The sequence below is a fragment of the Streptosporangium sp. LJ11 genome, assembly GCF_051918945.1.
Classification (GTDB): Bacteria; Actinomycetota; Actinomycetes; order Streptosporangiales; family Streptosporangiaceae; genus Streptosporangium.
In genome coordinates, this window is the sequence record NZ_JBPXMB010000011.1 from 114547 (window position 1) to 138582 (window position 24036).

At 72.7% G+C, this 24036-nt stretch carries 21 protein-coding genes and 1 pseudogene; 17 read left to right on the forward strand and 5 right to left on the reverse strand.

What is annotated here, in order from left to right:
* The first annotated feature begins 67 nt into the window (after nucleotides 1-67).
* The 12 genes from ACTOQ3_RS17920 to ACTOQ3_RS17975 all read left to right on the forward strand — a co-directional run bounded on the left by ACTOQ3_RS17920 (nucleotide 68) and on the right by ACTOQ3_RS17975 (nucleotide 15174).
* The gene (locus ACTOQ3_RS17920) at nucleotides 68-1159 is read left to right on the forward strand and encodes a glycosyltransferase family 4 protein (RefSeq protein WP_440084521.1); all 1092 of its coding nucleotides are present in this window, start codon (nucleotides 68-70) and stop codon (nucleotides 1157-1159) included.
* Nucleotides 1160-1261: 102 nt separating this feature from the next.
* Nucleotides 1262-2032 (forward strand): enoyl-CoA hydratase/isomerase family protein, encoded by a 771-nt coding sequence (locus tag ACTOQ3_RS17925; RefSeq protein ID WP_440084522.1) that lies wholly within the window; start codon nucleotides 1262-1264, stop codon nucleotides 2030-2032.
* Between the two features lie 87 nt (nucleotides 2033-2119).
* Nucleotides 2120-2512, forward strand: a complete 393-nt coding sequence (locus ACTOQ3_RS17930) for a hypothetical protein (RefSeq protein ID WP_440084523.1) — start codon at nucleotides 2120-2122, stop codon at nucleotides 2510-2512.
* Nucleotides 2509-3750 carry a DUF6395 domain-containing protein gene (locus tag ACTOQ3_RS17935; protein WP_440084524.1) on the forward strand — a complete coding sequence of 414 codons (1242 nt, stop codon included), beginning with the start codon at nucleotides 2509-2511 and terminating at the stop codon, nucleotides 3748-3750. The genes ACTOQ3_RS17930 and ACTOQ3_RS17935 overlap by 4 nt, the downstream gene beginning before the upstream one ends.
* Nucleotides 3735-4589 carry a M55 family metallopeptidase gene (locus ACTOQ3_RS17940; protein ID WP_440084525.1) on the forward strand — a complete coding sequence of 285 codons (855 nt, stop codon included), beginning with the start codon at nucleotides 3735-3737 and terminating at the stop codon, nucleotides 4587-4589. The genes ACTOQ3_RS17935 and ACTOQ3_RS17940 overlap by 16 nt, the downstream gene beginning before the upstream one ends.
* Nucleotides 4590-4786: 197 nt before the next feature.
* Complete coding sequence (locus ACTOQ3_RS17945; protein WP_440084526.1) at nucleotides 4787-6493, forward strand: flavin monoamine oxidase family protein; 1707 nt, start codon at nucleotides 4787-4789, stop codon at nucleotides 6491-6493.
* A 73-nt stretch (nucleotides 6494-6566) separates the two neighbouring features.
* Nucleotides 6567-7106, forward strand: coding sequence for a YbaK/EbsC family protein (locus ACTOQ3_RS17950; RefSeq protein WP_440084527.1), 540 nt, complete (start codon nucleotides 6567-6569; stop codon nucleotides 7104-7106).
* A gap of 131 nt (nucleotides 7107-7237) precedes the next feature.
* Entirely contained in the window at nucleotides 7238-9475 is a 2238-nt protein-coding gene (locus ACTOQ3_RS17955; protein ID WP_440084528.1) for a protein kinase domain-containing protein, read from the forward strand.
* Entirely contained in the window at nucleotides 9475-11484 is a 2010-nt protein-coding gene (locus ACTOQ3_RS17960; RefSeq protein WP_440084529.1) for a protein kinase domain-containing protein, read from the forward strand. The genes ACTOQ3_RS17955 and ACTOQ3_RS17960 overlap by 1 nt, the downstream gene beginning before the upstream one ends.
* 91 nt (nucleotides 11485-11575) lie before the next feature.
* Nucleotides 11576-13093 carry a protein kinase domain-containing protein gene (locus ACTOQ3_RS17965; RefSeq protein WP_440084530.1) on the forward strand — a complete coding sequence of 506 codons (1518 nt, stop codon included), beginning with the start codon at nucleotides 11576-11578 and terminating at the stop codon, nucleotides 13091-13093.
* Between the two features lie 329 nt (nucleotides 13094-13422).
* Nucleotides 13423-14202, forward strand: a complete 780-nt coding sequence (locus tag ACTOQ3_RS17970) for an electron transfer flavoprotein subunit beta/FixA family protein (protein ID WP_440084531.1) — start codon at nucleotides 13423-13425, stop codon at nucleotides 14200-14202.
* A gap of 18 nt (nucleotides 14203-14220) precedes the next feature.
* Complete coding sequence (locus tag ACTOQ3_RS17975; RefSeq protein WP_440084532.1) at nucleotides 14221-15174, forward strand: electron transfer flavoprotein subunit alpha/FixB family protein; 954 nt, start codon at nucleotides 14221-14223, stop codon at nucleotides 15172-15174.
* A gap of 60 nt (nucleotides 15175-15234) precedes the next feature.
* Here ACTOQ3_RS17975 and ACTOQ3_RS17980 read toward each other — a convergent pair whose 3' ends face one another.
* Nucleotides 15235-16437, reverse strand: coding sequence for an MFS transporter (locus ACTOQ3_RS17980; protein WP_440084533.1), 1203 nt, complete (start codon nucleotides 16435-16437; stop codon nucleotides 15235-15237).
* Nucleotides 16438-16621: 184 nt separating this feature from the next.
* The gene (locus ACTOQ3_RS17985; protein ID WP_440069171.1) at nucleotides 16622-17128 is read right to left on the reverse strand and encodes a TetR/AcrR family transcriptional regulator; all 507 of its coding nucleotides are present in this window, start codon (nucleotides 17126-17128) and stop codon (nucleotides 16622-16624) included.
* A gap of 112 nt (nucleotides 17129-17240) precedes the next feature.
* On the opposite strand from ACTOQ3_RS17985, the gene ACTOQ3_RS17990 reads away from it, so the two are divergent.
* From ACTOQ3_RS17990 to ACTOQ3_RS18000, 3 genes and pseudogenes are all read left to right on the forward strand, one after another.
* Nucleotides 17241-18404 carry a cysteine desulfurase family protein gene (locus ACTOQ3_RS17990; protein WP_440084534.1) on the forward strand — a complete coding sequence of 388 codons (1164 nt, stop codon included), beginning with the start codon at nucleotides 17241-17243 and terminating at the stop codon, nucleotides 18402-18404.
* 86 nt (nucleotides 18405-18490) lie between these two features.
* Complete coding sequence (mnmA, locus tag ACTOQ3_RS17995) at nucleotides 18491-19561, forward strand: tRNA 2-thiouridine(34) synthase MnmA (protein ID WP_440084535.1); 1071 nt, start codon at nucleotides 18491-18493, stop codon at nucleotides 19559-19561.
* A 79-nt stretch (nucleotides 19562-19640) separates the two neighbouring features.
* Nucleotides 19641-19688: pseudogene (locus ACTOQ3_RS18000) on the forward strand (hypothetical protein); the annotation flags it as partial.
* Nucleotides 19689-19692: 4 nt separating this feature from the next.
* Here the strand turns inward: ACTOQ3_RS18000 and ACTOQ3_RS18005 are convergent.
* Entirely contained in the window at nucleotides 19693-20112 is a 420-nt protein-coding gene (locus ACTOQ3_RS18005; RefSeq protein WP_440084536.1) for a DUF6326 family protein, read from the reverse strand.
* A 111-nt stretch (nucleotides 20113-20223) separates the two neighbouring features.
* Between ACTOQ3_RS18005 and ACTOQ3_RS18010 the strand changes: the two genes are divergently transcribed.
* Both ACTOQ3_RS18010 and ACTOQ3_RS18015 read left to right on the forward strand, forming a co-directional pair.
* Entirely contained in the window at nucleotides 20224-21138 is a 915-nt protein-coding gene (locus tag ACTOQ3_RS18010) for a sensor histidine kinase (protein WP_440084537.1), read from the forward strand.
* Entirely contained in the window at nucleotides 21138-21782 is a 645-nt protein-coding gene (locus ACTOQ3_RS18015) for a response regulator (protein ID WP_440084538.1), read from the forward strand. The genes ACTOQ3_RS18010 and ACTOQ3_RS18015 overlap by 1 nt, the downstream gene beginning before the upstream one ends.
* Before the next feature lie 98 nt (nucleotides 21783-21880).
* Here ACTOQ3_RS18015 and ACTOQ3_RS18020 read toward each other — a convergent pair whose 3' ends face one another.
* Entirely contained in the window at nucleotides 21881-22525 is a 645-nt protein-coding gene (locus ACTOQ3_RS18020) for an MBL fold metallo-hydrolase (protein WP_440084539.1), read from the reverse strand.
* Between the two features lie 94 nt (nucleotides 22526-22619).
* A complete protein-coding gene (locus ACTOQ3_RS18025) occupies nucleotides 22620-24035 on the reverse strand; it encodes a hypothetical protein (protein WP_440084540.1) in 1416 nt (471 codons plus the stop codon).
* Between the last annotated feature and the right edge of the window lies 1 nt (nucleotide 24036).

A 24036-nucleotide genomic window follows, 5' to 3' on the forward strand; every position in this document is an offset into this window, starting at 1 on the left:
GGTTCCGTGTCTTTTCTGTGAGGTGGCCATGGTTTCTTCGAGAGATGTTCCGGGATGGTCGGAGGGCATGCGCATTCTGATGGTCGCGCCGCCCTGGTACGACGTGCCGCCCCTGGGCTACGGGGGCATCGAGTCGGTGGTGGCCGGGCTCGTCGCCGGGCTGACCCGGCGCGGGCACGACATCACGCTGATCGGGGCGGGCCGGGCGGGGACCTCCGCGCGCTTCCTGAGCACCTACGGGCGGGCGCCCTCGGAGCGGATCGGCGAGCCGCTGCCCGAGGTCCTGCACGCCGCCAAGGCGTACGCGATGACCTCGAAGCTCGTGGTGGACGTGATCCACGACCACACCCTGGCCGGCCCGCTGACCGCGCCCGCGCAGACCGTCCCGACGGTGATCACCTGTCACGGGGAGGTGGGGGGCGAGTACGGCGAGTACTACCGGGTCCTGGGCGCCACCGTGTCGATGGTGGCCATCTCCGAGGCCCAGCGGCGCATCGCCCCCGACCTGAACTGGGCGGGGGTGGTCCACAACGCGGTCGACGTCACGGCCTTCTCCTTCAGGGAGCGCAAGGAGGACTGGGCGCTGTGGCTGGGCCGGTTCAACGAGGACAAGGGCGCCCACCTGGCCATCGACGCCGCCCGCGCCGCGGGACGGCGCATCCTGCTCGCCGGCAAGCTCACCGAGAAGATCGAGTACGACTACTTCGACGAGTACGTCAGGCCCCGGCTCGGCGCCGACGCCGAGTACGTCGGCGAGGCCGACACCCCGCGCAAGCACGAGCTGCTGGCGGCGGCCAGGTGCCTGATCTTCCCGATCGTCTGGGAGGAGCCGTTCGGCATGGTCATGATCGAGGCCATGGCCTGCGGCACGCCCGTGGTCGCCCTCTGCCGGGGCGCCGTGCCCGAGGTGGTCGTGGACGGGGTCACCGGATTCATCCGGAGCGACCCCTCGGAGCTCCCCGCCGCGATCGAGGCGGCGGGCACGCTCGACCCGCGTGCCTGCCGTTCCCGCGTGGAGCGCTTCTTCGGCGTGGAGGTGATGGCCCGCGCGTACGAGGCGATCTACCGCAGGACGATCGCCGGGCTGCCGAGGCGGGCGAGGGAGGACTCGGACAGGAACGCCGGGGAGAGCAGGGACCTGGCCATGCCCGTCAACTGAGACGCGCCCTAAGGTGGTTCGCGGCGCCGTGATCGACGGGGATCGCGGCGCGGCGGACCCCGGCGCGGCCCGCGGGTCCCGGCGGAAGGCGGGAGGACGTCCATGGGTGAGTTCGTGCGGGTGGAGGCGGCCGACGGGGTCGCGACGATCAGGCTCGACCGGCCGAAGATGAACGCGCTCAACCGGCAGGTCCAGCTGGAGATCGCCGAGTGCGCCCGGCAGGTGGACACCGACGACGACGTGTACGCCGTGGTCCTCTACGGGGGGAAGGTCTTCGCGGCCGGGGCCGACATCAAGGAGATGGCCGGCATGTCGTACGCCGACATGGCGGTCCACTCGCAGGTCCTGCAGGACTGCTTCACCGCCGTCGCGAGGATCGGCAAGCCGGTCGTCGCGGCCGTGACCGGCTACGCGCTCGGCGGCGGCTGCGAGCTGGCGCTGTGCGCCGACGTCAGGATCGCCGGGGAGTCGGCCAAGCTGGGCCAGCCCGAGATCCTGCTGGGCATCATCCCCGGGGCGGGCGGCACCCAGAGGCTGCCCCGGCTGGTCGGCCCGGCCAGGGCCAAGGACCTCATCTTCACCGGGCGCCACGTGTCCGCCGCCGAGGCGCTGAGCATCGGCCTGGTGGACCGGGTCGTCCCCGACGACGACGCGTACACCGAGGCCCTCGCGTACGCCGCCCGGTTCGCGGGAGGTCCCGCCCTGGCGCTGCGCGCCGCCAAGAAGGCCGTGGACCGTGGCCTGGAGACCGACCTCGACACCGGCCTGGAGATCGAGCGCCTGCAGTTCTCCGGGCTGTTCGCCACCGACGACGCGGGGATCGGCATGCGAGCCTTCTCCGAGAGGTCGAAGGCCGAGTTCACCGGCCGCTGACCGGCCCGCCGGGCCGGATGGAGCTTGTAGGGATTGGTCCTGGCTGATCAGGAATTGCCGGTATCGTGCCGAGTTATGGTGCGGTTGGTGAAGCGTGCGCTGGTGCCCGCCCCGCTGCGGCGGGCGGTTCTCGGCTGGTTCGACTCCCGGTACATCTCCAGGGCCGACCACCGGCAGGACGTCAAGGACGCGCTCTGGGAGGTCCAGACGCTGGCCAGGGAGGTCACCTCGCTGCGCGCGGAGGTCGTCGAGCTGCGCGCGCAGGTGGCCGGGGTCAAACTCGACCCGGCGCGGGCCGGGCGCTGGGACGACGCCCACCGGCTGGCCCAGGAGACCGCCGTCGCGCTGGACGGGGTGCTCCGGAACGAGGTGCTGCTCTGGCAGGCCGTGGACCGCGCCACCGGAGGAACGGCGGACGCCGGGGGCACGGCGGACACGGCGGGCATCGGGGGCACGGCGGGCAGGGGGAGCGGCGCGTGAGAGTGGCCTGGACGGCCGACGGCGGCACCTGGCACCTGGAGTTCCGGCTGGACCCCGAGGACGGCGTCACCGGCCACTGCGCCGACGGCGCGCCGCTGAAGCTGGCCACGAACACCTTCAGGGTCGAGCTGCCGCGGGCGCCCCGTGACATCCACCCGGACCTGCTCGCCCTCGCCGCGTGGACCGTGATCGCGCCGTGGACCCGGCGCCGCGTCACCTTCGACCGGCCGATCTCGCCGGAGTTCGCCGAGGCGATCGGCGACGGCTGGGGGGTCCATGCGGGTCCTGCCGGTCCTGCCGGTCCCACCGGGACACAGCCGCGGTCCGGCGGCAGGCTGGCGATCTCCTACAGCGGCGGGGCCGACTCGGTCGCGGTGGCCGCGATGCTGCCCGACGCGCCGTTCGTGCACTTCCAGCGGGTCTCCCACCCGCGCGTGCCCAACCGGTGGACCCACTACCGCTCGGACGTCCTGGCCTCGCTGGCCGAGAAGACCGGCCGCGAGCTGACCGTCGTCCGCTCCGACCTGGAGTTCACCCTCGCCGAGCCCCGTCCCGGCTACCCCGAGCACCACGCGGTCGCCGCGGGCGCGCTGCTGATGGCCGACGAGCTCGACCTGGGCGGCCTGGCCTTCGGCTACGAGCTGGGGTCGCGCTGGCTGGGGGGCGCCCGCTACATCCACCGCTACACGCCCGACAACCTGATGTGGGCCCCGCACGGCGCCTGGGGGCGGGCGTTCGCCGCCGCCGGGCTGCACATCGTGCTCCCGGTGGGCGGGGTGAGCGAGGCCGTCACGATGCGGCTCGCCCTGAACTCCGAGCTGCGCGGGCAGCTCCGCTGGTGCCTGCGCGGGGTGGGCGGCCCCTGCGGGACCTGCGGCAAGTGCCTGTACAAGGAGCTCATCCAGGCCGCCGTCGAGCGCCGCCCGCTCCGCACCACGATCACCGCGGGCCGCCCGGTCGCCCGCAAGTGGCAGGAACCGCCCCCGTACGGGGGTCAGGAGATGATCGAGTACGGCTGCGCCCGGGTGCCCGGCATCGAGGACACGGTCTTCGCCGCGGCGGCCCGGTACCTCCGCGCGACCGAGTCGTCCACCGCCTGGCTGGACCGCTGCTACCCGCCCGCGGTCGCGGAGATTCCCGAACCGTGGCGCAAGCAGGTTCACGACTTCGTGGACGGGGAGATCGGTTTCATGAGCGAGGAAGAGGCGCGACGCGTCGAGACATGGGGGATGACGTGAAGGTCTACCTCTCGGTCGACATGGAAGGTGTCACCGGGCTGACCGACCCCGAGGAGATGCACGCCGGGGGCCGGGGCTACGAGCGCGGCTGCGAGCTGATGACCGGCGACGCCAACGCGGTCGTCGAGGGGGTGTTCGACGCCGGGGCCACCGCCGTGCGCGTCAACGACGCCCACGGCTCGACCAAGAACCTCAGGATCGACCTGCTCGACGAGCGGGCGACCCTGCTGCGGGGCCCCGGCAAGCCGCTGCGGATGGGGCAGGGACTGGACGCGAGCCACCGGGCGGCCTGCTTCGTCGGCTACCACGCGCGGGCCGGTGTCCAGCACGGCGTGCTCAACCACACCTGGATGGGCAAGGAGATCCACAACATCTACCTCAACGGCGAGGTCTGCGGGGAGACCCGTCTCGTCGCCTCCTTCGCCGGGACGCTCGGCGTGCCGGTGATCCTGGTGACCGGGGACGAGGCCGTCTGCGAGGAGGCCAGGGAGCTGCTCGGCGACGTGGAGACCGTCGCGGTCAAGAAGGGCGTCGACAGGTTCGCCGCCGAGCTTCTGCCGCCCGCCGTCGCCCACGCCCGCATCCGCGAGGCCGCGGCCCGCGCGCTCGACCGGGTGGCCGACTTCCGCCTCCACGCCCCCGAGCCGCCCTTCACCCTCGGGGTCGAGTGGAACTCCACCGCCATCGCCGCCGGATGCGCGATCATCCCCGGGGTGACGGCGGCGGGCCCGCGCCACACGGAGTTCACCACCGACGACTTCTCGCAGATCATGTCCCTGCTGGGGATCTTCGCCATGATCGGCGGCCACGTCGCCTGCGGCAGCGGCGCGTACGGCTGACCCTTCTGACACCCCCCGATGTCCTTTTTCGACCCCCCTTCGCCCGAGGCTTCCCTCGATCCGGATAGCCTGCGACGCGCGATCCCCCTCCCTCCGACGACTCCCCGCAACCCGGTGATCCCTCTCGATCCCGGCGATCCCCTTGATCCCGCGATTCCCCTCGACCCGACGGTGCCCGATGTCCCCTGACGACCCCCATGAGTGACGAGACGGGTCCCGCGCGGCCCGACGCCCCCGCCGCCGCGGCGCCACCCGCCGCAGAGAGCCCCGCCGAGACCCCTGCCGCGGTGACCCCCGCCGCCAAGGCCGCGCCCGCCAAGGCCGCGCCCGCCACGGGAGCGGGCCTGACGCGCAGGGCGCTGCTGGTCGGCGTGGGCGCGGCCGGGGGAGCCGGGGCCATGTTCGCGGCGATGGGCGCCCTCGGACTCGCCCCGGAGTCCCAGGACAGGGACTTCACCCCTCCGCAGCGCTCCGACTTCTCCCTCACCGGCAGGGGGGCGGCCAAGGTGGTCGTCCTCGGCGCGGGCGTCGCCGGGCTGACCTGCGCCTACGAGCTGGGCAAGGCCGGGTACGACTGCACGGTCCTGGAGGCGTCCGGCCGGGTGGGCGGCAGGAACCTCACGCTGCGCGCGGGTGACCGGCTGGACGAGCTGGGCGGCGAGACGCAGACCGCGGGGTTCGAGGAGGGCGTCTACTTCAACGCGGGGGCCGCGCGGATCGCGGCCTGGATGGTCACCATGGACTACTGCCGCGAGCTGGGCGTCCCCGTCGAGATCTTCGTCAACAACAACGCCTCGGCGTACGTCTACACGCGCGGCATGACCGCCCCGGCCCGGGCGCGCACGGCCCGCGCGGACCTGTACGGCTACGTCGGGGAGCTGCTGGCCAAGGCGAGCAACGCGGGCGCGCTGGACCGCCGTCTCACCGCGGACGACCGCGAGCGGCTGGAGGAGTTCCTGCGGCGTTTCGGCGACCTCGGCCCCGACCTCGCCTACCGGCGGGACTCCCGGCGGCGGGGGTTCGAGACCTACCCCGGGGTGGGCGAGGGCGTCTCCGTGGGCACGGCCTCCTCGCTGCGCGACGTGCTCGCCGCGGGCACCGGCAGGTACGTCACCATGGACTTCGGCTACGACCAGGTCATGCCCATGTTCCAGCCGGTGGGCGGCATGGACACGATCACCGACGCGCTCGCAGACGCGGTCGGCCGCGACCGGATCAGGACGGGCACGCCGGTCACCGGGGTCAGGAACCTGCCCGACGGCGTGGAGGTCACGCACCGGGACGGCGCGGGGACCGGCGTCGTCCGCGCCGACTACTGCGTCGCGACCCTGCCGCCCCATCTGTTCGCGCGCCTGCCGCACAACCTCGGCACCCCGGTCACCGCCGCGCTCCGCACGCCCGTACCCGTCTCCGCCGGCAAGATCGGGCTGGAGTACGGGAGGCGCTGGTGGGAGATCGACGACCGCATCTACGGCGGCGCCACCGAGACGGACCTGGACATCACCCACATCTGGTACCCCTCCTACGGCTACCACTCGCGCGGCGGCCTGGTGGTCGGTTACTACAACACCGAGGAGAACGCCGACGTGTACACCGGCCTCTCCCACCGAGAACGACGGAACCGCGCGCTCACCCAGGGCAAGAAGATCCACGGGGAGAAGTACCGTGCCGAGCTGCGCTCCAGCGTCTCGATCGCCTGGGGGCGCCAGCCGTACATCGAGGGCGGCTGGGCGAGCTGGCCCTCCTACGAGGGGGGCTTCGCCCTGCTGCAGCGCCCGGCGGGCCGGGTCTACTTCGCCGGCGACTGGCTCACGCACCTGACCGCCTGGCAGGCCGGTGCCATGGAATCCGCGAGGAGGGCGGTCACCGATCTGCACCGCCGGGTGCTCCAGACGACCTCCTGAGTGTCACCCCGCCGCCGTAAAGTCTTCGGTGCGAGAGAATCTCCAAAGGAATTCCTAGGGAGGCGAGACGGCGATGGCGATCGGGACGTTGGACTGGACGAGCGCCGCGGAGCGGCCCGACCTGCTGGCCGAGCCGGTGGCGCGGGCGATCGGCGGGCTCGGGGAACTCGGCGGGCTCGGCGGAATCACTGTCGCCGAGATCGACCCGGAGCTGGCCGACACGGCGGCCTTCTGCGAGCGCTACGGCGTGGGCATGGGCGAGTCGGCCAACTGCGTGATCGTGGCGGCCCGGCGCGCGGGGGAGACCCGCTACGCGGCGTGCATGGTGCTCGCCACCACGAGGGCCGACGTCAACGGGGTGATCCGGCGCCATCTGGACGCGCGGAAGATCTCGTTCGCGCCGATGGACGACGCGGTCGCGCTGACCGGCATGGAGTACGGCGGGATCACCCCGCTCGGGCTGCCCGAGGACTGGCCGGTGCTCGTCGACGAGGCGGTGGCGGCCCATCCGGAGGTCGTGATCGGCAGCGGCGTCCGCCGCTCCAAGCTGGCCGTGTCCGGCTCCCTGCTGGCCGGACTGAAGACGGCGCAGGTTCTCCACCTGGCGAACTGAAGCGGAAATGAGATTAAGTGAGAGCGGGAATCGGGAAACCGTCGGGGTTCTGTGAACGTTATTCAGTCGGAAAATGTGGCCCGATGGTTCATCTCGTGGGCGAGGTCTAAGCCGATATGGTGCTTCATGCCATGAATCAGGACGACCGATTGGGCCCTTACCGGCTGCTGCGGCGGCTCGGCGAGGGCGGTATGGGCGTGGTTCATCTAGCCGTCGACCCGCAGGGCCGGCAGGTGGCGGTGAAGGTCCTCCGCGCCGAGGTGGCGGGCGACGACGTCGCGCGTCGCCGTCTTTCGCGCGAGGTCGAGACGATGCGGCGGGTGCGCAGCGAGTACATCGCGGAGGTCCTCGACGCCGACGTGACCGGCCACCGCCCCTACATCGTGACGCGCTACGTCGCGGGCAGGCCGCTGGACGAGGTCGTCAAGCAGGACGGCCCGATGGAGTTGCCCGCGCTGCTGCGGGTCGCGCACGGGGTGGCCTCGGCGCTGGCCGCCGTCCACTCGGTCGGGGTGATCCACCGCGACCTCAAGCCCGGCAACGTCCTCATCCTGGACGGCGAGCCGGTCCTCATCGACTTCGGCATCGCACAGGCCGTCGACGCCACCCGGCTCACCCAGACCGGCATGTTCATCGGCACCCCCGGCTACCTCGCCCCCGAGATCATCGAGGGGCACGAGGCCGGGCCCGAGGTCGACGTGCACGCCTGGGCGGGCACCCTGGTCTTCGCCGCCACCGGCCTGCCGCCCTTCGGCAAGGGCACGCTGGAGATGATCTTCTACAACATCACCGCGGGCAAGGCGAACGTCGACGCCGTCCCCCAGGCGCTCCAGCCGATCCTGCGGGCCGCGCTCCAGCGCGACCCGGCCAGGCGGCCCGCCGCCGCCGAGCTGGCGGCGCAGGTGGCTCGCCTGCTGCCCCGTCCCGGCACCGGCAGGCCGCGGGTGCCCGACGAGATCACCACGGTCGCGGAGTTCGACGACCCCGCCCCCGGCTCCCTCGGTGCCGGGGCCCCGGGCGCCTTCGGCGGCCCCGGTGGTCCCGCCGCCCCGAACCTGCGCGTCCCCGGGCGCCAGGGCGCCGCGGTCGACGGGCCGGGCGACGTGCCGACCCCGGTGGCGTCACGCCCCGCGGTCCAGCAGCCCACCTCCTGGCCTCCCGCCCCCGTGGCCCAGCCCCAGGAATACGTCTCGCTGCTCGGCGAGGAGCAGCCCGACCCGTGGCCCACCCGCCGGGTGACGTCCGAGGAGCTGCGTCAGGCCGCGGCGGCCCAGCAGGCCGCGCACGACCTGCCCACCGGCATGCTCGCCCCCGAGGACGTCCCCACCCGCGCCCCGGGCGCCGTTCCCGGCCCGGTGCCCGGTCCGTCCACCCCCGCCCACGACCGGCAGGGGGCGCGGGCCGGCGACGACGGCGCCACGGCGCCGGTCTCCGACGGAGACATCCCCACCCAACGGGTCCGCCCTCAGGACCTGCAGGAATACATCCGCCAGTACACCGACCAGCAGGGCCAGCAGGGCCGGCCGGGCCTGCCCGGTCAACCGGCCCCGCCGGGTCGGCAGGGCCGGTCGCCGCAGTCCGGCGGCCAGCCCCCGCCGCCCTACCCGCAGCGGCAGGCCCCGTTCGACCAGCAGCGGACCCCGCAGGTCCGCACCCCCACGCCGCCCCCCTACCCCTACCCGCATCCCCAGCCGCAGCAGCACGCCCAGCAGCCCCAGCAGCCCGTGCCGGCCGCGCTCCATCCCGGCCAGCGTCCCGGGAACGCGTTGCAGCGTTCCAAGGCGTACGGGGTGACGAGCGTGCTGATGCTGGTCGTCATGACGGTCGCGGCGGTCGTCGCCCCGGTGATCGTCGCCGCGCTGGTGATCCCGGTGGCGATCCTGCTGCGCGCCGCCGACATCGCCCAGCCGGCCTTCAACGCCAGAAGGGGCGCGGGCGAGGCGGCGGCCGACGTCTTCCGGGTGCTCGGCCAGCCGGCCGCGCTGCTGAAGTCGATCGGCATCACCATCGCCCTCGTGCCGTACGCGCTGATCCTCGGCCTGCCGGTGACGCTCCTGCTCGCGGTGCTGGTCGGGAGCATGCCGGAGACCAACGCGCTGAGCTGGGGGACGGCCGTCGCGCTCTGGACCGTCTGCGCCGGACCCGGCGTGGAGGGCCCCAGCCGCCAGATGCGACGTACGCTGGCATCACTGCTGCCGTCGCGCGGCGCGGCCATGGTCGTCGCCGCGGGGCTGGCGGTGGCGGCGGCGCTGATGGTCCTCCTGGCGATCGGCACCGTGGGAGACACAGCACGACGGGCGGTGTGGACGCCGGTCGACGTCGGAACGGTGGTGCAGGAACTGAAGGACCTACGAAAGAAGGCGGCGTGATGACCGGGGACACGCGGGCGCCCGAGAGGCTGGGTCCGTACCGCCTGCTCAGGAAGATCGGCGAGGGCGGCATGGGCGTCGTCCACCTCGGGCTCGACGAGGACGGGCGCGAGGTGGCCGTCAAGGTCCTGCACCCGCACGTGGCCGCAGACCTCAAGGCACGCGACCGGCTCACCCGCGAGGTGGAGACCATGCGGCGGGTGCGCAGCCAGCACGTCGCCGAGGTGCTCGACGCCGAGCTGACCGCCAAGCAGCCCTACATCGTGACCCGGTTCGCCCCGGGGCGCACGCTGGAGGAGACCGTCCTGGAGGACGGCCCGCTCTCCGCCGACCAGATCATCCGGCTGGCGCAGGGCATGTGCGCGGCGCTGGTGGCCATCCACGCCGCCGACGTCATCCACCGCGACTTCAAGCCGTCCAACGTGATGATCGTCAACGGTGACCCGCTGGTCATCGACTTCGGCATCGCCCACCTGGTCAACGCGACCCGGCTGACCCAGACCGGCATGTTCGTCGGCACCCCCGGCTACCTCGCCCCGGAGATCATCCGCGATTCCGAGATCACCCAGGCGGCCGACGTGCACGCGCTGGCCTCGACGGTCTTCTTCGGCGCGACCGGCAAGCCGCCGTTCGGCACGGGCAGCTTCGAGGTCGTCTGCTTCAACATCATGGAGGGCCGGGCCAACATCGACCTGGCCCCCGCGTGGCTGCGGGGCTGGCTGCGCCGGGCCCTGGCCGTCGACCCCGTCGCCCGGCCGTCCGCGACGGAGCTGCACCGGATGGCCCGCGCCCTCGACCCGAGGGTGACGGCATTCCAGGAGACGCCGCCCACCTCCGTCCTGGAGAGCGGGACGAAGGTCCTCGACACCGACGGCACCAGGGTGCTGGACGGCCAGGCCCCGTCCTCGTCGTCCTCGTCGTCCCCGTCGCCGTCCCGGTCCTCGCAGGCCCCGCCGCCCGCGCCGCCGCGGAACGGCACCCGCGCGCTGCCGCAGGACGGCGGTTACGCCGACCTGCTCCCGCCGGTCGAGTACGCCAAGCCGGAGCGGCGTGAGCGCAGGCCCAGGCAGGAGCAGGGCCAGGGGTCCGCCGCGACGGCCCCGCCCCCGTACGTCCCGGCCTCCAAGCCGCCGCCCTACGTCCCCGCGCCGCCCTCGGCGCAGGTCAGGGCCGCGGCCCCGCCGCCCTTCGCCGACCAGCGGGTGGCCGGATATCCGGCGCCGCCGCCCACCGGCCAGGCGCGCCCCTACCCGCCGCCGGTCCAGGCGCGGCGTGAGGCCCCGACCCAGGACCGGCCCGCGCCCGCGCCCCGCACCCCTCCGCAGGAGCGCTACCGCGCCGCCCACCCGCTGGCCTCGGTGCTGCTGCTGATCATCCTGGTGGCGCTGGCCTGCATGCTGCCCGTGGTGGTGAGCGTGTTCGCGCTGGCCGCCGCGCTCTGCCTGCGGGTGGGCGAATACCTCTTCGGGGACCTCGCCCAGCGGCGCTCCATCCGGGGCAGCAGCGCCAGCGACCCCCTGCTCGCGGTGCTCGGCACGCCGTGGGCGCTGATCAGGTCCGCGTTCGGGACGCTGGTCACCGGGGCGCTGTCCGCCATGTTCGGCATGTGCGTGTGGGGGTTCCTCGTCTACGCCGGAGACATGAACAAGAACTTCGCGGCCGCCTACGCCGCGGGTGCCTTCGTGGCCGGGCTGTTCGTGCTGCCCGGCGGCGGCAAGCCCCGCAAGGCCGTCGCCCGCGCGCTGAGCGGGGTCATCCGCAGCCCCGGCGCGGGCATGGTGACCACGATCGTGCTGGGCACGCTGGCGTTCTTCGCGGTGATGACGGCGTTCAGCGTGGCCCCGTCCTTCTCCCCGTGGCAGCCTCCGACCGAGGTCGTCGACGACCTCACGGCGCAGTGGCGGCAGTCGGCGAACGAGGGCGCGATGGGCGCGCTCGACCTCGTCGGCGGTCTCTTCGACGACCTGATGAAGAGCCTCGGCCTCGGATTCCTGACGTTCTGGAGGTAACGGTCCCGCCGGCGGGTCTTTACCGGTCGCCGACCGGTGCGCGATCGCCCTCTCTGCGGCACGATGGAGGGGACCCGCCGGAAGGAGTCGCATGGTTGCGCCGGACGGTGAACGGCTTGGCCCCTACCGCCTGCTGTCGAGACTGGGCGCCGGAGGTTTCGGCGAGGTCCACCTGGCGCTGGACCCCGAGGGGCGCACGGTGGCGGTCAAGATCCTGCATCCCCACGTCGCGGCCGACGAGACGGCCCTGACCAGGCTGGCCCGCGAGGTCGAGACCATGCGGCTGGTCCAGGGCCCGCGGGTCGCCGAGATCCTGGACGCCTCCCTGGAGGGGGCCCGCCCTTATCTGGTCACCCGTTACGTGCAGGGCCGCCCGCTCGGCGCGGTGGTCGCGGCCGACGGGCCGGTCGCCGGCGACGATCTCGTACGGCTGGCGCACGGCCTGGCCGAGGCCGTGGCCATCGTGCACGCCGCCGGGGTGGTGCACCGCGACCTCAAGCCCGCCAACGTGATCCTGACCGACGGGGAGCCGGTCGTCATCGACTTCGGCATCGCCTCCGCGCTCGACTCGCCCTCGGTCACCGCCTCGGGGGCCGTGCTCGGCACGCCCGGCTATCTGGCGCCCGAGGTGCTGGAGGGCGCCGAGGCCGGTTCCGAGGCCGACGTCTTCGCCTTCGGGGCGACGCTGGCGTACGCGTCCACCGGGCGGCATCCCTACGGCACCGGCCCGGCGTCGGCGGTCGGCTACCGCGTGGTCCATCACCCTCCCGACCTCGACGGCGTTCCCGGATGGCTGGAGCCGACGCTCGGCAAGTGCCTGCTGCGCGATCCCGCCGCCCGGCCGCGCGCGGACGCGCTGCCGGCGTGGCTGGGCGGTGCCCCCGCCGCCCCCGCCGCCCCCGCGGCCCCCGCCGCCCCCGCCGTCGGGCCGGCCGGGTACCGCCGCGACACCGCCGACGCCCGGAAGGTCGCCCAGGCCCGGACCGAGGGCGCACGGCACCGGCCGGCCGCGTTCCACGACCCCCCGCCGTTCACGAGAGCGGGCTCCCCGGGCTCCCCCGCGTTCCCGGATCCCGCGGCGTCTCCTGATCCCGCGTCGTTCCCGGAACCCCGGCCCCCGGACATCCCGGTGCCGAAGGCCAGGCAGCCCAGGGACGCCAGGAACGCCAGGGACGCCATGGACACAGCGGGCACGGCGGACACCGGGATGCAGGATCTCGGCACCCGGGAGTGGCGACCGGGGCAGCCGCGCCCGGCGACGGGCAGGCCCTCGCCGGAGGAGGCCCGCGCGCGCCGCAGGGTCGTCCTGCACCGCCGCTGGGTCGTCGGCACCGGCCTGCTCGTCTCCCTGACGGCCGCGACCGCGAGGGAGCCGCTGCCCGAGGTGGCGCTGCTGCTCCTGACCGGGTACGGCTCGGTGATGCTCGTCGACGCGGGCATCGCCCTGTTCGCCCGCCGGGACCGCGGGCGGATGATCCTCGACCTGGCGGCCGGGGCCGGGGCCGTCGCGCTGGGAGCGGTCCTCAGCACGTTCTTCAGCACGCTCACCCTGGCGCTGGTGCTGGGCACCGTCGTCTTCGTCCTGGTCGCGATCCTGGCGGCCGGCTGATCGGGCCGGGGGCGCAGGCGTGGCGCGGAACCCGCACGCGAATACCGGAATATAGTTCGGTATGGTAGGGGTGGCGGTTCTCGGGGAAGGTTACGGCCGCTCGGCGCGGGCCGCGCAACCTGGCGGTTTGCACCTAAGCTACTGATGGGTAACATAATGACGGGGGGCCGGGACGGGCACGTACCGACCGGGCCACCCGCTGCCACACCGCCCCAGGGCACCTGGCAGTCTTGGCAGCGCGTGCACGTACCCCGCGTGCACGTACCGCATCCGGCGTCAACCGCAGCGACGCGGTGGCGCAGGCGAACACGGGAGGTCGGCCACCGGCCATGAACATCGTCGTCTGCGTGAAGCAGGTCCCCGACACGGCGACCGAGCGCAAGCTGAAGTCCGATGACAATACGCTCGACCGCGATGCCGCCGACGGCGTCATCAACGAGCTGTGCGAATACGCGGTCGAGGAGGCGCTGCGCCTGAAGGAGGCGCACGGCGGTGAGGTGACCGTCCTCACCATGGGTCCCGCCAAGGCGAGCGACACCATTCGCAAGGCCCTGGCCATGGGTGCCGACAAGGCCGTCCACCTGGTGGACGACGCGCTGCACGGCTCGGACGCCCTGGGCACCTCCCACGCCCTGGCACAGACCCTCAAGAAGATCGGTTTCGATCTGGTCGTGCTCGGCTCGGAGTCGACGGACGCCCGTACCGGGGTCCTCGCCGCCATGCTGGCCGAGCGCCTCGGCGTGCCGCAGCTCACCTTCGCCAACCAGGTTCAGGTCGACGGGGGTGCCATCTCCATCCAGCGCGTCACCGACTACGGCTACGACAGGGTCGAGGCCTCGCTGCCCGCCGTCGTCTCCGTCGTGGAGAAGATCAACGAGCCGCGCTACCCGTCCTTCAAGGGCATCATGGCCGCCAAGAAGAAGCCGGTCGAGAAGCTCGGCGTCGCCGACGCCGAGATCGACGTCTCCCAGGTGGGCCTGGCCAACTCCTGGAGCGAGGTCGCGGACTTCGAGGTCGCCCCGCCGCGCGCGGCCGGCACGGTCGTCAAGGACGAGGGCGACGGCGGCGTGAAGGCCGCCGACTTCCTCGCGTCGAAGAAGTTCGTCTGAGAGCGGGGGTTAGCTGGAATGTCCGAGATTCTCGTTCTGGTCGAGCACGTCGAGGGCCAGGTCAAGAAGGTCACCCTTGAGCTGCTGACGCTCGCCAGGAAGCTGGGCACCCCGTCCGCGGTCTGGACGGGCGCGGGCTACTCTCCCGAGGCCCAGGCCAGGCTGGCCGAGTACGGCGCGGAGAAGATCTACCTGGCCGACTCCGCCGAGGTCAGCGACTACGTCGTGGCGCCCAAGGCGGAGCTGCTCGCCCACCTGGTGGGCGAGAAGGCGCCGGCCGCGGTACTCGTCGCCGCGACGGCCGAGGCCAAGGAGATCGCCGGCCGTCTCGCCATCAAGATCGACTCCGGTGTGCTCACCGACGTCGTGGGAGTCGAGGACGGCCTGGTCGCAGACCAGTCCATCTTCGGCGGCGGCATCAACGTCCGGTCGCGCGTGACCAAGGGCACCCCGATCGTCGCGGTACGCCCCAACGCCACTCCGGTCGAGGCCGCCGCGGGCGCGGGCACCGAGGAGCGCGTCACCTTCACCGTCTCCGACGCCGCCAAGGGCGCCAGGATCGTGGAGCGGGTCAAGGAGGAGAAGGGCGCGCGCCCGGAGCTCACCGAGGCCGCGATCGTGGTCTCCGGTGGCCGGGGCGTCGGCTCGGCCGAGAAGTTCTCGATCATCGAGGACCTGGCCGACTCGCTCGGCGCGGCCGTCGGCGCCTCCCGCGCCGCCACCGACGCCGGCTGGTACCCGCACCAGTTCCAGGTCGGCCAGACCGGCAAGACCGTCTCGCCGCAGCTGTACATCGCGGCGGGCATCTCCGGGGCCATCCAGCACCGGGCCGGTATGCAGACCGCCAAGACGATCGTCGCGATCAACAAGGACCCCGAGGCGCCGATCTTCGAGCTCGCCGACTACGGCGTCGTGGGCGACCTGCACCAGATCGTCCCGCAGCTGACCCAGGAGATCACCAAGCGCAAGTGACCGGCAGGGTCACGCCGTACCCGGGGGTACGGGCACCGTGTGCCCGTACCCCCGCCGGTGTCAGGCCGCCATGGAGAGCTCGTGCCTGGCGGTCTCCGGCGGGACGGTGACCGCGCGGAAGCGGGGCAGGAACCACGCGACCACGGCGATCAGGACGCCGAGCACCACCGCGATGCCGAGGCCCACCCTGAGCGTGACCAGGTCGGAGAGGAAACCGATGATCACGGGGCCGAGCAGCAGTCCCGCGTAGCCCATCGCGCCCGTCTGGGCGATGGCCGGTCCGGGATCGCCGGTCGCGCCGCCCGCCAGGGACATGGCCATCGGCGAGACCGTCGCCACGGCCACCCCCACGAACAGCATGGCCGAGACGGCGATCGGCGCCGTGGGGGCCGTGAGGACCACGGCGAAGGTCGCGGCGGTGGCCAGGCCCGAGGCGACCATCATGCCGCGGGCGCCGAAGCGGGCCCGGACGCGGTCACCGGTGAGGCGACCGGCCAGCATGCCCGCCTCGAAGATCGGGTAGCCCAGGGCGGCGAGCGCCTCCGGCGCGCCCAGCACGTTCCGCAGGTACAGGCCGTTCCAGTCGGCGACCGTACCCTCCACCATGAACGCGCAGAAGGCGATCACGCCGAGAAGGTAGACCACCGGGGGCATCCGGCGCCGTGCCGTGCTCCGGCCCTCGGCCGGGCGGCGGGAAGCCCTCACCGGCTCGGGCAGGTAGGAACGGCTGAGGAGCGCCGCCGCGGGGAGCGCGAGCAGGGCGACCAGGATCAGGTGGACCGTGATCGAGAGTCCCGCCGCGATCGCCGCGGTGCCCAGCAGGCCCGCGGCGATCGCTCCCACGCACCAGCCGGCGTGCAGGCCGTTCATCAGCGGGCGTCCGTAGGCGCGTTCGACCACCGAGCCCTGCGCGTTCATCGCGACGTCCACCGCGCCGAACGCCATGCCGAACAGGCCGCTCGCGGCCAGGGCGAGGGGGAACGACGGCGCCACCGCGAGCAGCGCCAGGGTGATCGCGGTCAGGGGAGCCGCGACCCGCAGGATGCTCCGGCTGCCGAAGCGTGTCATCACCCCGCGCATCGACTGCATGGTGATGAGCGCTCCCAGCCCCCACACGAGGAGGGTGGCGCCCACCGATGCCTCGGACAGCCCGAGTTTGTCGGAGAGCGCCGGAATGCGCACGGTCATCGATCCGCACAGCAGGCCTGCGAGCACGAATGTGAGAACCGCTCCGGTTCGAGCCGCTCTCAGGTCGCGGGTCATGACTCAATCCCTTCAATAAATGTTTTGACAAACCGGGGAGCGGGCACACCAAAGTCGGTCGCTTTCGCGCGTGCGAAAGCGACCACCAATCTTTGTGAGTGTTTCCCCTGGTCAGGTGAATGATCAGACGGGTGCCCGCCGACCGGCGCGTCGTGGTGCCGGGGTGATCAGGCGGGCAGGGCCATCAGGCGGGCAGCAGGGCCAGCAGACGTCGTTTCAGGATCTCGATGTGCTCGGCGTCGTAGAGGTCGGGGTCGTGGCTCGCCACGTCCCACAGCCCCTCGCAGGCCAGGCGCACGATCTGCGCCGCCTCCGGGTCGGGCTCGCTGTCGAGCCCCTCGCGGTGCCAGCGGGCCATCGCCACCCGAAGCGGGGCCAGAAGGTAGAGGTTGCCGGAGGCCCCGGTCACCACGGCCCAGCGTCGCAGTCTGCCGCTCTGCACGGCGGCGAACGTGGCCGCCAGGTAGTTCTTGGTGTAGGTGTCGTGACCCTGGGTCGCGACGAGTTCGTCGAACTCCTCGATCAGCCGCTCGACCATGCCCTTGATCAGGGCTTCCTTCGTGCCGAAGTGGTAGAGCAGACCGCCCTTGCTGCATCCGGCGCGCTCCGCGACGGTCGCCAGGGTGAGAGCCTGGGAGCCCTGGTCGCAGAGCAGATCCTCTGCCGCGTCCAACAGCTCTTCCCGTCTCATGGCAGTTACTGTACCGTCTGGACGGTTCAGTGGTCAACTCCGCGGATCAGGCCCTCTGCGGGCGCGGATACGCTTGGAAGGTTGACAGCGAGTTGGGGAGGGGAATGCGGCCGTGAAGTCCGCCTATCTCGATCACGCGGCGACCACGCCGATGCTTCCCGAGGCGATCGAGGCGATGACAGCCCAACTCGGCCAGGTCGGCAACGCGTCCTCCCTGCACGCCGCCGGCCGTCGCACCCGCCGGGTCGTGGAGGAGGCGCGGGAGACCATCGCCGCCGCGCTCGGCGCCAGGCCCAGCGAGGTCGTCTTCACCGCGGGCGGCACCGAGGCCGACAACCTCGCCGTCAAGGGCCTGTACTGGGCCCGCCGTACCGGGGGGGCCGACAGGATCCTGATCAGCGCGGTGGAGCACCACGCCGCCCTGGACCCCGCGCACTGGCTGAGCGCCCACCAGGGCGCGACCGTCGAGCCGCTCGGCGTCGACGAGTTCGGCCGGGTGCACCCACAGACCCTCCGCGACGCCATCGAGCGCGACCCGGGGAGTGTCGCCCTGGTCAGCGTCATGTGGGCCAACAACGAGGTCGGCACCGTCCAGCCGGTCCACGAGCTCGCCGCGATCGCCGGGGAGTACGGCATCCCCTTCCACACCGACGCGGTCCAGGCCGTCGGCCAGCTCCCCGTGGTCTTCGCCGGCTCGGGGGTGGACGCGCTGACGCTCTCCGGGCACAAGGTCGGCGGCCCGATGGGCGTCGGTGCCCTGCTGCTCGCCCGGGGTGTCGACCCGGTGCCGGTGCTGCACGGCGGCGGCCAGGAACGCGACGTCCGCTCCGGCACGCTCGACGCCCCCTCCGTCGCGGGCTTCGCCACGGCGGTGCGGGCCGCGGTGGCCCGGCAGGCCGAGAACTCGGCCCGGCTGACCGGGCTCCGCGACGACCTCATCCGCCGGGTCCGCCAGGCGGTTCCCGACGTGATCCTCAACGGCGATCCGGTGAACCGCCTTCCCGGCAACGCCCACTTCTCCTTCCCCGGCTGCGAGGGCGACGCCCTGCTCATGCTCCTGGACGCCAAGGGCGTGGAGTGCTCGACGGGCTCGGCCTGCTCGGCGGGGGTGGCGCAGCCCTCCCACGTGCTGCTCGCGATGGGCGCCGACGGGTTCCGGGCGCGTGGCTCGCTGCGCTTCTCCCTCGGTCACACCTCGACCGAGACGGACGTGGACCGGCTGGCCGACGTCATCGGCCTGGTCGTCGAACGCGCCCGCCGCGCGGGCCTGAGCTGATCGGTGCCGTACGGGTGCCCGTCGCATGGCCTCGGGACCTCCCGGCCCGACGAGGTGGGCGCCGGCGCGGGTACGCTCAGGGGGTTATGAGTCTTCGTGTGCTTGCCGCCATGTCCGGTGGCGTCGACTCCGCCGTGGCGGCCGCCCGCATCGCCGAGGCGGGCCATGACGTCACCGGTGTCCACCTCGCCCTCTCCGCCAACCCCCAGTCCTACCGGACCGGCGCCCGCGGGTGCTGTACGGTCGAGGACTCGCGAGACGCCCGCAGGGCCGCCGACGTGATCGGCATCCCCTTCTACATCTGGGACATGGCCGAGCGCTTCCACCGTGACGTGGTCGAGGACTTCGTCAGCGAGTACGCCGCCGGGCGCACGCCCAACCCGTGCCTGCGCTGCAACGAGAAGATCAAGTTCGAGGCGGTGCTCGACCGGGCCCTCGCGCTGGGCTTCGACGCGGTGGCCACCGGGCACCACGCGCGCGTCGCGGACGGCGTCCTGAGCCGCAGCCCCGACCAGGGCAAGGACCAGTCGTACGTCCTGGGCGTGCTCACCAGGGAGCAACTCGGTCACGCGATCTTCCCGCTGGGCGACTCCACCAAGGCCCAGGTGCGCGAGGAGGCCGCGCGGCGCGGCCTCATGGTGGCCGACAAGCCCGACAGCCATGACATCTGCTTCATCGCCGACGGCGACACCCGGGGCTTCCTCGCCGACCGCCTCGGCGCGGAGCGGGGTCCGATCGTCGACGAGTCCGGCGAGGTGGTGGGCGGCCACGAGGGCGCCTACGGCTTCACCGTCGGCCAGCGCAAGGGCCTGCGCATCGACCGTCCGGCCCCCGACGGCCGCCCGCGTTACGTGCTGTCCATCGAGCCGGTCTCCAACACGGTCACCGTCGGCCCGCGCTCGTCCCTCGAGGTCACGACCATCGTCGCGGAGCGGCCGGTCTGGAACGGCCCGGTGGAGGAGCCGCGCGAGCCGCTGGCCTGCACGGTCCAGCTCCGCGCCCACGGCGAGGTGTACGGCTGCCGCGCCCAGCTCTCCGGCGGGGAGGTCCACATCACGCTGGACGGCCCGGCCACCGGGGTCGCGGCGGGTCAGGCGGCCGTGCTCTACCTCGGCGACACCGTGATCGGCTCGGCCACCATCGCCTCGGCCTCCTGAGCCCGCCCGCCGAGCGCGTCCTGGAAGTCCGCCGGCCGTCAGCGGCGTCCGGTCCGAGCTGCCGGTGGAGGCGCGTGGCGTGGTCGAGTTGGCGATCCGCACCGACGGAACGGACGACTTCCGGTTCCTCGTCAACCGGACGTCCGCCCCGGTCGACGTGCCCGGTGAGGGTCCGTTGACGCCTCGGGAGGTGCGGGTGCCGCGCCGGCCCAGCGCCAGGCCAGGACGGCGATGAGTGCTGTGGCGGACATCTCGACGACGCTGTAGGCGATGTAGTAGCCCGTAGGTGGTCCCACGGTCAGCGACCAGATCTGCACCAAGGTCATCACGGTTCCCGCTCCGACGTTGGTCCAGCGGTTCGGGCCGTACGGGGCCAGGAAGGAGACGAGGGTCGCGGCGATCGGGATCTCCATCAGGGCCGCCGCCGACAGCAGGAAGCCGGGGGTGACCTCCATCGGGTTGACGTCGGCGGGATCCAGGAGGCCGAGGATGTCGCAGTAGAGGTAGTTGAACATGACGAAGATCCATAAAGCGGACAGTGTGTTCTTCACGGCGCCGAAGCTAGTCGCGGGCTGCCGGGCGGCGCTTCCCTCCCGGGAGCCGATCGCGATTCACTCCTGTGGGCGAGGACAAAGGGGGCGATCGGGCGCGACGATGGGCAGGTGACCTCCCTGCTGGACGTACGCGCCGTCCGGGTGCTGCTGTGGGCGCTCATCCGAGTGGCCACCGCGCCGGTCGCGCTCGTCCTGATCGCGGTCAGGGCGCTGCGCCCGTTCGTCGTGCTGGTCCTGCTGCTCGTCATGCTGTTCCCCGGGACGTTCGGCGACCAGGACGTCGAGGTCTCCTGGCTGGAAGGGCTTGTCTGCGTCGCCGTCCTGGGGCTGATGCTGCTGCCGCTGCGCCGCGTCCTGGCCTCGCTCGCCGCCTGGCACCTGCGGCTGGCCGCCCGCCTGCTGGGGCCCGGGCCGGGCGAGCTGGCGCTGGCCCGCGCCCAGGAGCAGCTCCGGATCGACCAGGAGCTGCACGACAGTATCGGCCACATGCTGTCGATGATCGTCGTTCAGGCCGGCGCCGGCGCGCACGTCTTCGACCACGACCCCGGCTTCGCCCGCCAGGCGCTCGCCACGATCGAGCAGCGTGGCCGGGCCGCCCTCGGCGAGCTGGACCGGATCATCTCCGGCATCCAGGGCCACGCGCCCCTGCCCGGCGGCGACGACCCGGCCGCCCTGACCGCGCTGATCGACGGTGCGCGCGAGGCCGGGATGGCGGTGACCGCGTCGATCGAGGCGACCGGCCTGCCGCCCGCGATCGGGCGCGGGGTGCACCGGATCGTCCAGGAGGCGCTGACCAACGCGGCCAAGCACGCCCCCGGCCGCCCGGTCACCGTGGAGGTCGGCACCGGCTCCGGCGCGGTGACGATCCGCGTGGTGAACGCCTTCGACGGCCCCGCCCCCCCGGGGCACGGGCACGGCCTGGCCTCGATCCGCGACCGGGTGAGCCTGCTGGGCGGCACGGCCACCATCGGCCCCGCGGCCGGCGAGTTCACCGTGCGGGCCGTCCTGCCGCTGGAGTCCTGATGCGGATCGCGATCGTCGACGACGACCCCTTGGTGCGGATCGGCCTGCGCGCCATCCTGTCCAGCGAGCCCGACTGGGAGGTGAGCGCCGAAGCCGGCGACGGCCGGGCCGCGCTCGCCCTCACCGGCGGCCCCCTGCCCCCCGACGTCGTCCTGATGGACATCCGGATGCCCGGCATGGACGGCCTGGAGGCCACCCGCCGCATCACCGTCGCAGAGGACGCTCCCCGCGTCCTGGTGCTGACCACGTTCGAGGTCGACGCCTACGTCTTCGACGCACTTCGAGTGGGTGCGAGCGGTTTCGTACTGAAAAGGGTGCCGCCGAAGGAACTGATCGAAGCCGTCCGCGTCGTCGCCTCGGGCGAGTCACTGGTCTTCCCCGCCTCGACTCGCGGCGTCATCGAACGCTTCGCCGTACGAACCGGGAGACCGCTGCCGGAGCTGTCGGAACGCGAACGGGAGGTCCTCCGGTCGCTGGCGCGCGGGCGGTCCAACGCGGAGATCGCCGGCGAGCTGTTCCTGTCGGTGCAGACGGTGAAGTCGCACGTGGCGTCGGTCCTGCTCAAGCTGGGCGTACGGGACCGGACCCAGGCGGTGATCGCCGCTTACGAGACAGGGTTCGTGGTGGCGGGAACGGGTCGATGAGCGTCAGCCGCACTCGGTGCTGGAGTGCCGGCAGTCCGGGCCGGTAGGGCAGCACCCCGTCCCAGCCGGCCGCTCCTCCCGCCTTGGCCAACGAAGTACTACTGGGGCAGGGTGACCGACTCGCCTGACGTGAGGCGGCGCATCTCGGCCTTCTGCCTGTCGGACTCCATCTCCAGCCACATGTCGACCAGGCGGAGCCCGATGTCGTTGAGCAGGCCGTCGTGGGTGGAGAAGGCGCGGGCGGGGCGGACCTGACGGAGATACTCGACCATCTCCGACGCCTTCATCCACGGCGCGTTGGTCGGCACCATGAGCGTGGGCACCTCGACACCCGGCGGGGTGAACGCGTCACCCGGGTAGAAGACCTCCTCGTCCACCAGGAAGCCGACGTTGCGCACGATCGGCAGGTCCGGGTGGTTGGGGGCGTGCCACTCGCCGACGACCCTCACCCCGAAACCGGCCGTGTCGAAGGTGTCGCCGTGCCGTACGACCTGGATCTTGGCGGGGACGTCGGTGAGCGTGGCGGCCACGCCCTCGTTGGTCCAGATCTGCAGGGACGGGTCGGCCTCGGCGGCCCGGCGCAGCCGGTCGGCGTCCACGTGGTCGAAGTGTTCGTGGGTGATGAGCACCGCCCGTGCCCCGTCGAGCGCGGACTCCTCGCTGAAGGAGCCCGGATCGATCACGAGGACGGAGTCGTCCTTCTCCAGGCGGACACACGCGTGCCCGAATTTCGTGAGTCTCATCTCTTCACTTTATGGGCGGGGCGGATCATGGTGCCGCGGGGGCGGGACACGCGCGGGAGGCTGCCGGGAAGGCGTCGCCCCCCGCGCGGTCCGGTCAGGTGATCACAGGCGGTGCGGTGCCGCCGTCACCACCCCATACGTCCTCGTCCTCGGTGAGCCAGGTGGAGCGTTCGCGGTCCTGGTTCCCCTCGCCCGCCGCACCGCCCATCGGCATGAACGGCATGCCGCCCATGCCCATGCCGCCGCGGCCGTCGACCCGCGGGCCACCGGCGGCCCCGAAGCCGCCGCCGGTCCCGGTGGTGCCACCGGTGCCGACCCAGGAAGTCGGCCCGGCGGGGCCGTTCTGGCCGAACGTGGTGGGGCCCGCGCCCCCTCCACCGCCCCCGGAGTAGGTGGGCAGGCCGGTCCCGGGGCCGGGTCCCGTGCCGGGGCCGAGACCGGTGCCGGGCCCCGTACCGGGACCGCCCTGCACGGTGGGCTCGAAACCGGCCAGTTTGGTGTTGCGCGGATCGTTCGGGTCCAGGCCCGCGTTCGGGTTGTTCGGGTTGAGGCCCGAGTTCGGGTCGTTCGGGTTCAGGCCCGTCGGGTCGGTGAAGCCGGGCGGGATGGTGCCGTTCCCCGGCGGGCCGCCCGTGCCGGGGCCACCCGTGCCGGGACCGCCCGGATAGGCGGGGTTGGAGATGTCCGGGTAGCCGCCGCCCGTACCCGGGCCGCCCGTTCCCGGGCCTCCCGGGTAGCCGCCGCCCGGGAAGCCGGGCAGGTTTCCGGTGCCGGGGTAGCCGGCACCGCCGCCGGGGTAACCACCCCCACCGGGGTAGCCGCCTCCGCCGGGGTAGCCGACACCGCCGGGGTATCCGGCCCCGCCGCCCGGGTAACCCCCGGTGCCGCCGGGGTAGTTCTGGTTGGTGAGCGGGGGCGTCGTCGGGTCGCTCAGCCGGGGCAGGTCCTTGTCCACGGTCGCGGGGATCTGGACGTAGAGCGTGACCAGCTCCTTGTTGAGCGCGATCAGGTCCTCGCGGGCGAGGTCGTTCTCCGACTTGTCGGTGAAGATGATCCCGGCGAACGTCCCCGCGTTGAAGTTGTCGCCCGGGATGATGTCCAGCCCGTCGTCGAACTCGAACCAGCCGCTCTTGGCCTTCTTGCCGATGTAGGAGGGAAGGACCTCCCCGCCGTAGTGGATCAGCGGGGGTCCGAGCTGGTCGCAGCGGGTGGCCAGCTCGGTGATCGTCTTGTGGACGAGGTTGAGCGCCTTCTGCGCCTCGATCGAGGCGTCACCGCTCCACACCTGCGCCAGTTCCCCGGCGACGTCCCTGATCAGGGTTTGACTGTTGCTCAGAGAGGTCGCCGCGGAGTTGTAGGCGTAGCCCGCCTCCTTGATGGCCCGCGGGTCGGTGGCCTCGAACAACGCCCTGATCTCGGTCGCGCTGTAGTCGCTGTAGTGGTCTCGGCTGCCTGTTTCCGGGACCATGCAGTCGGCCTTGATGGTGTGACGCGCCTGATCGTTGCCCATC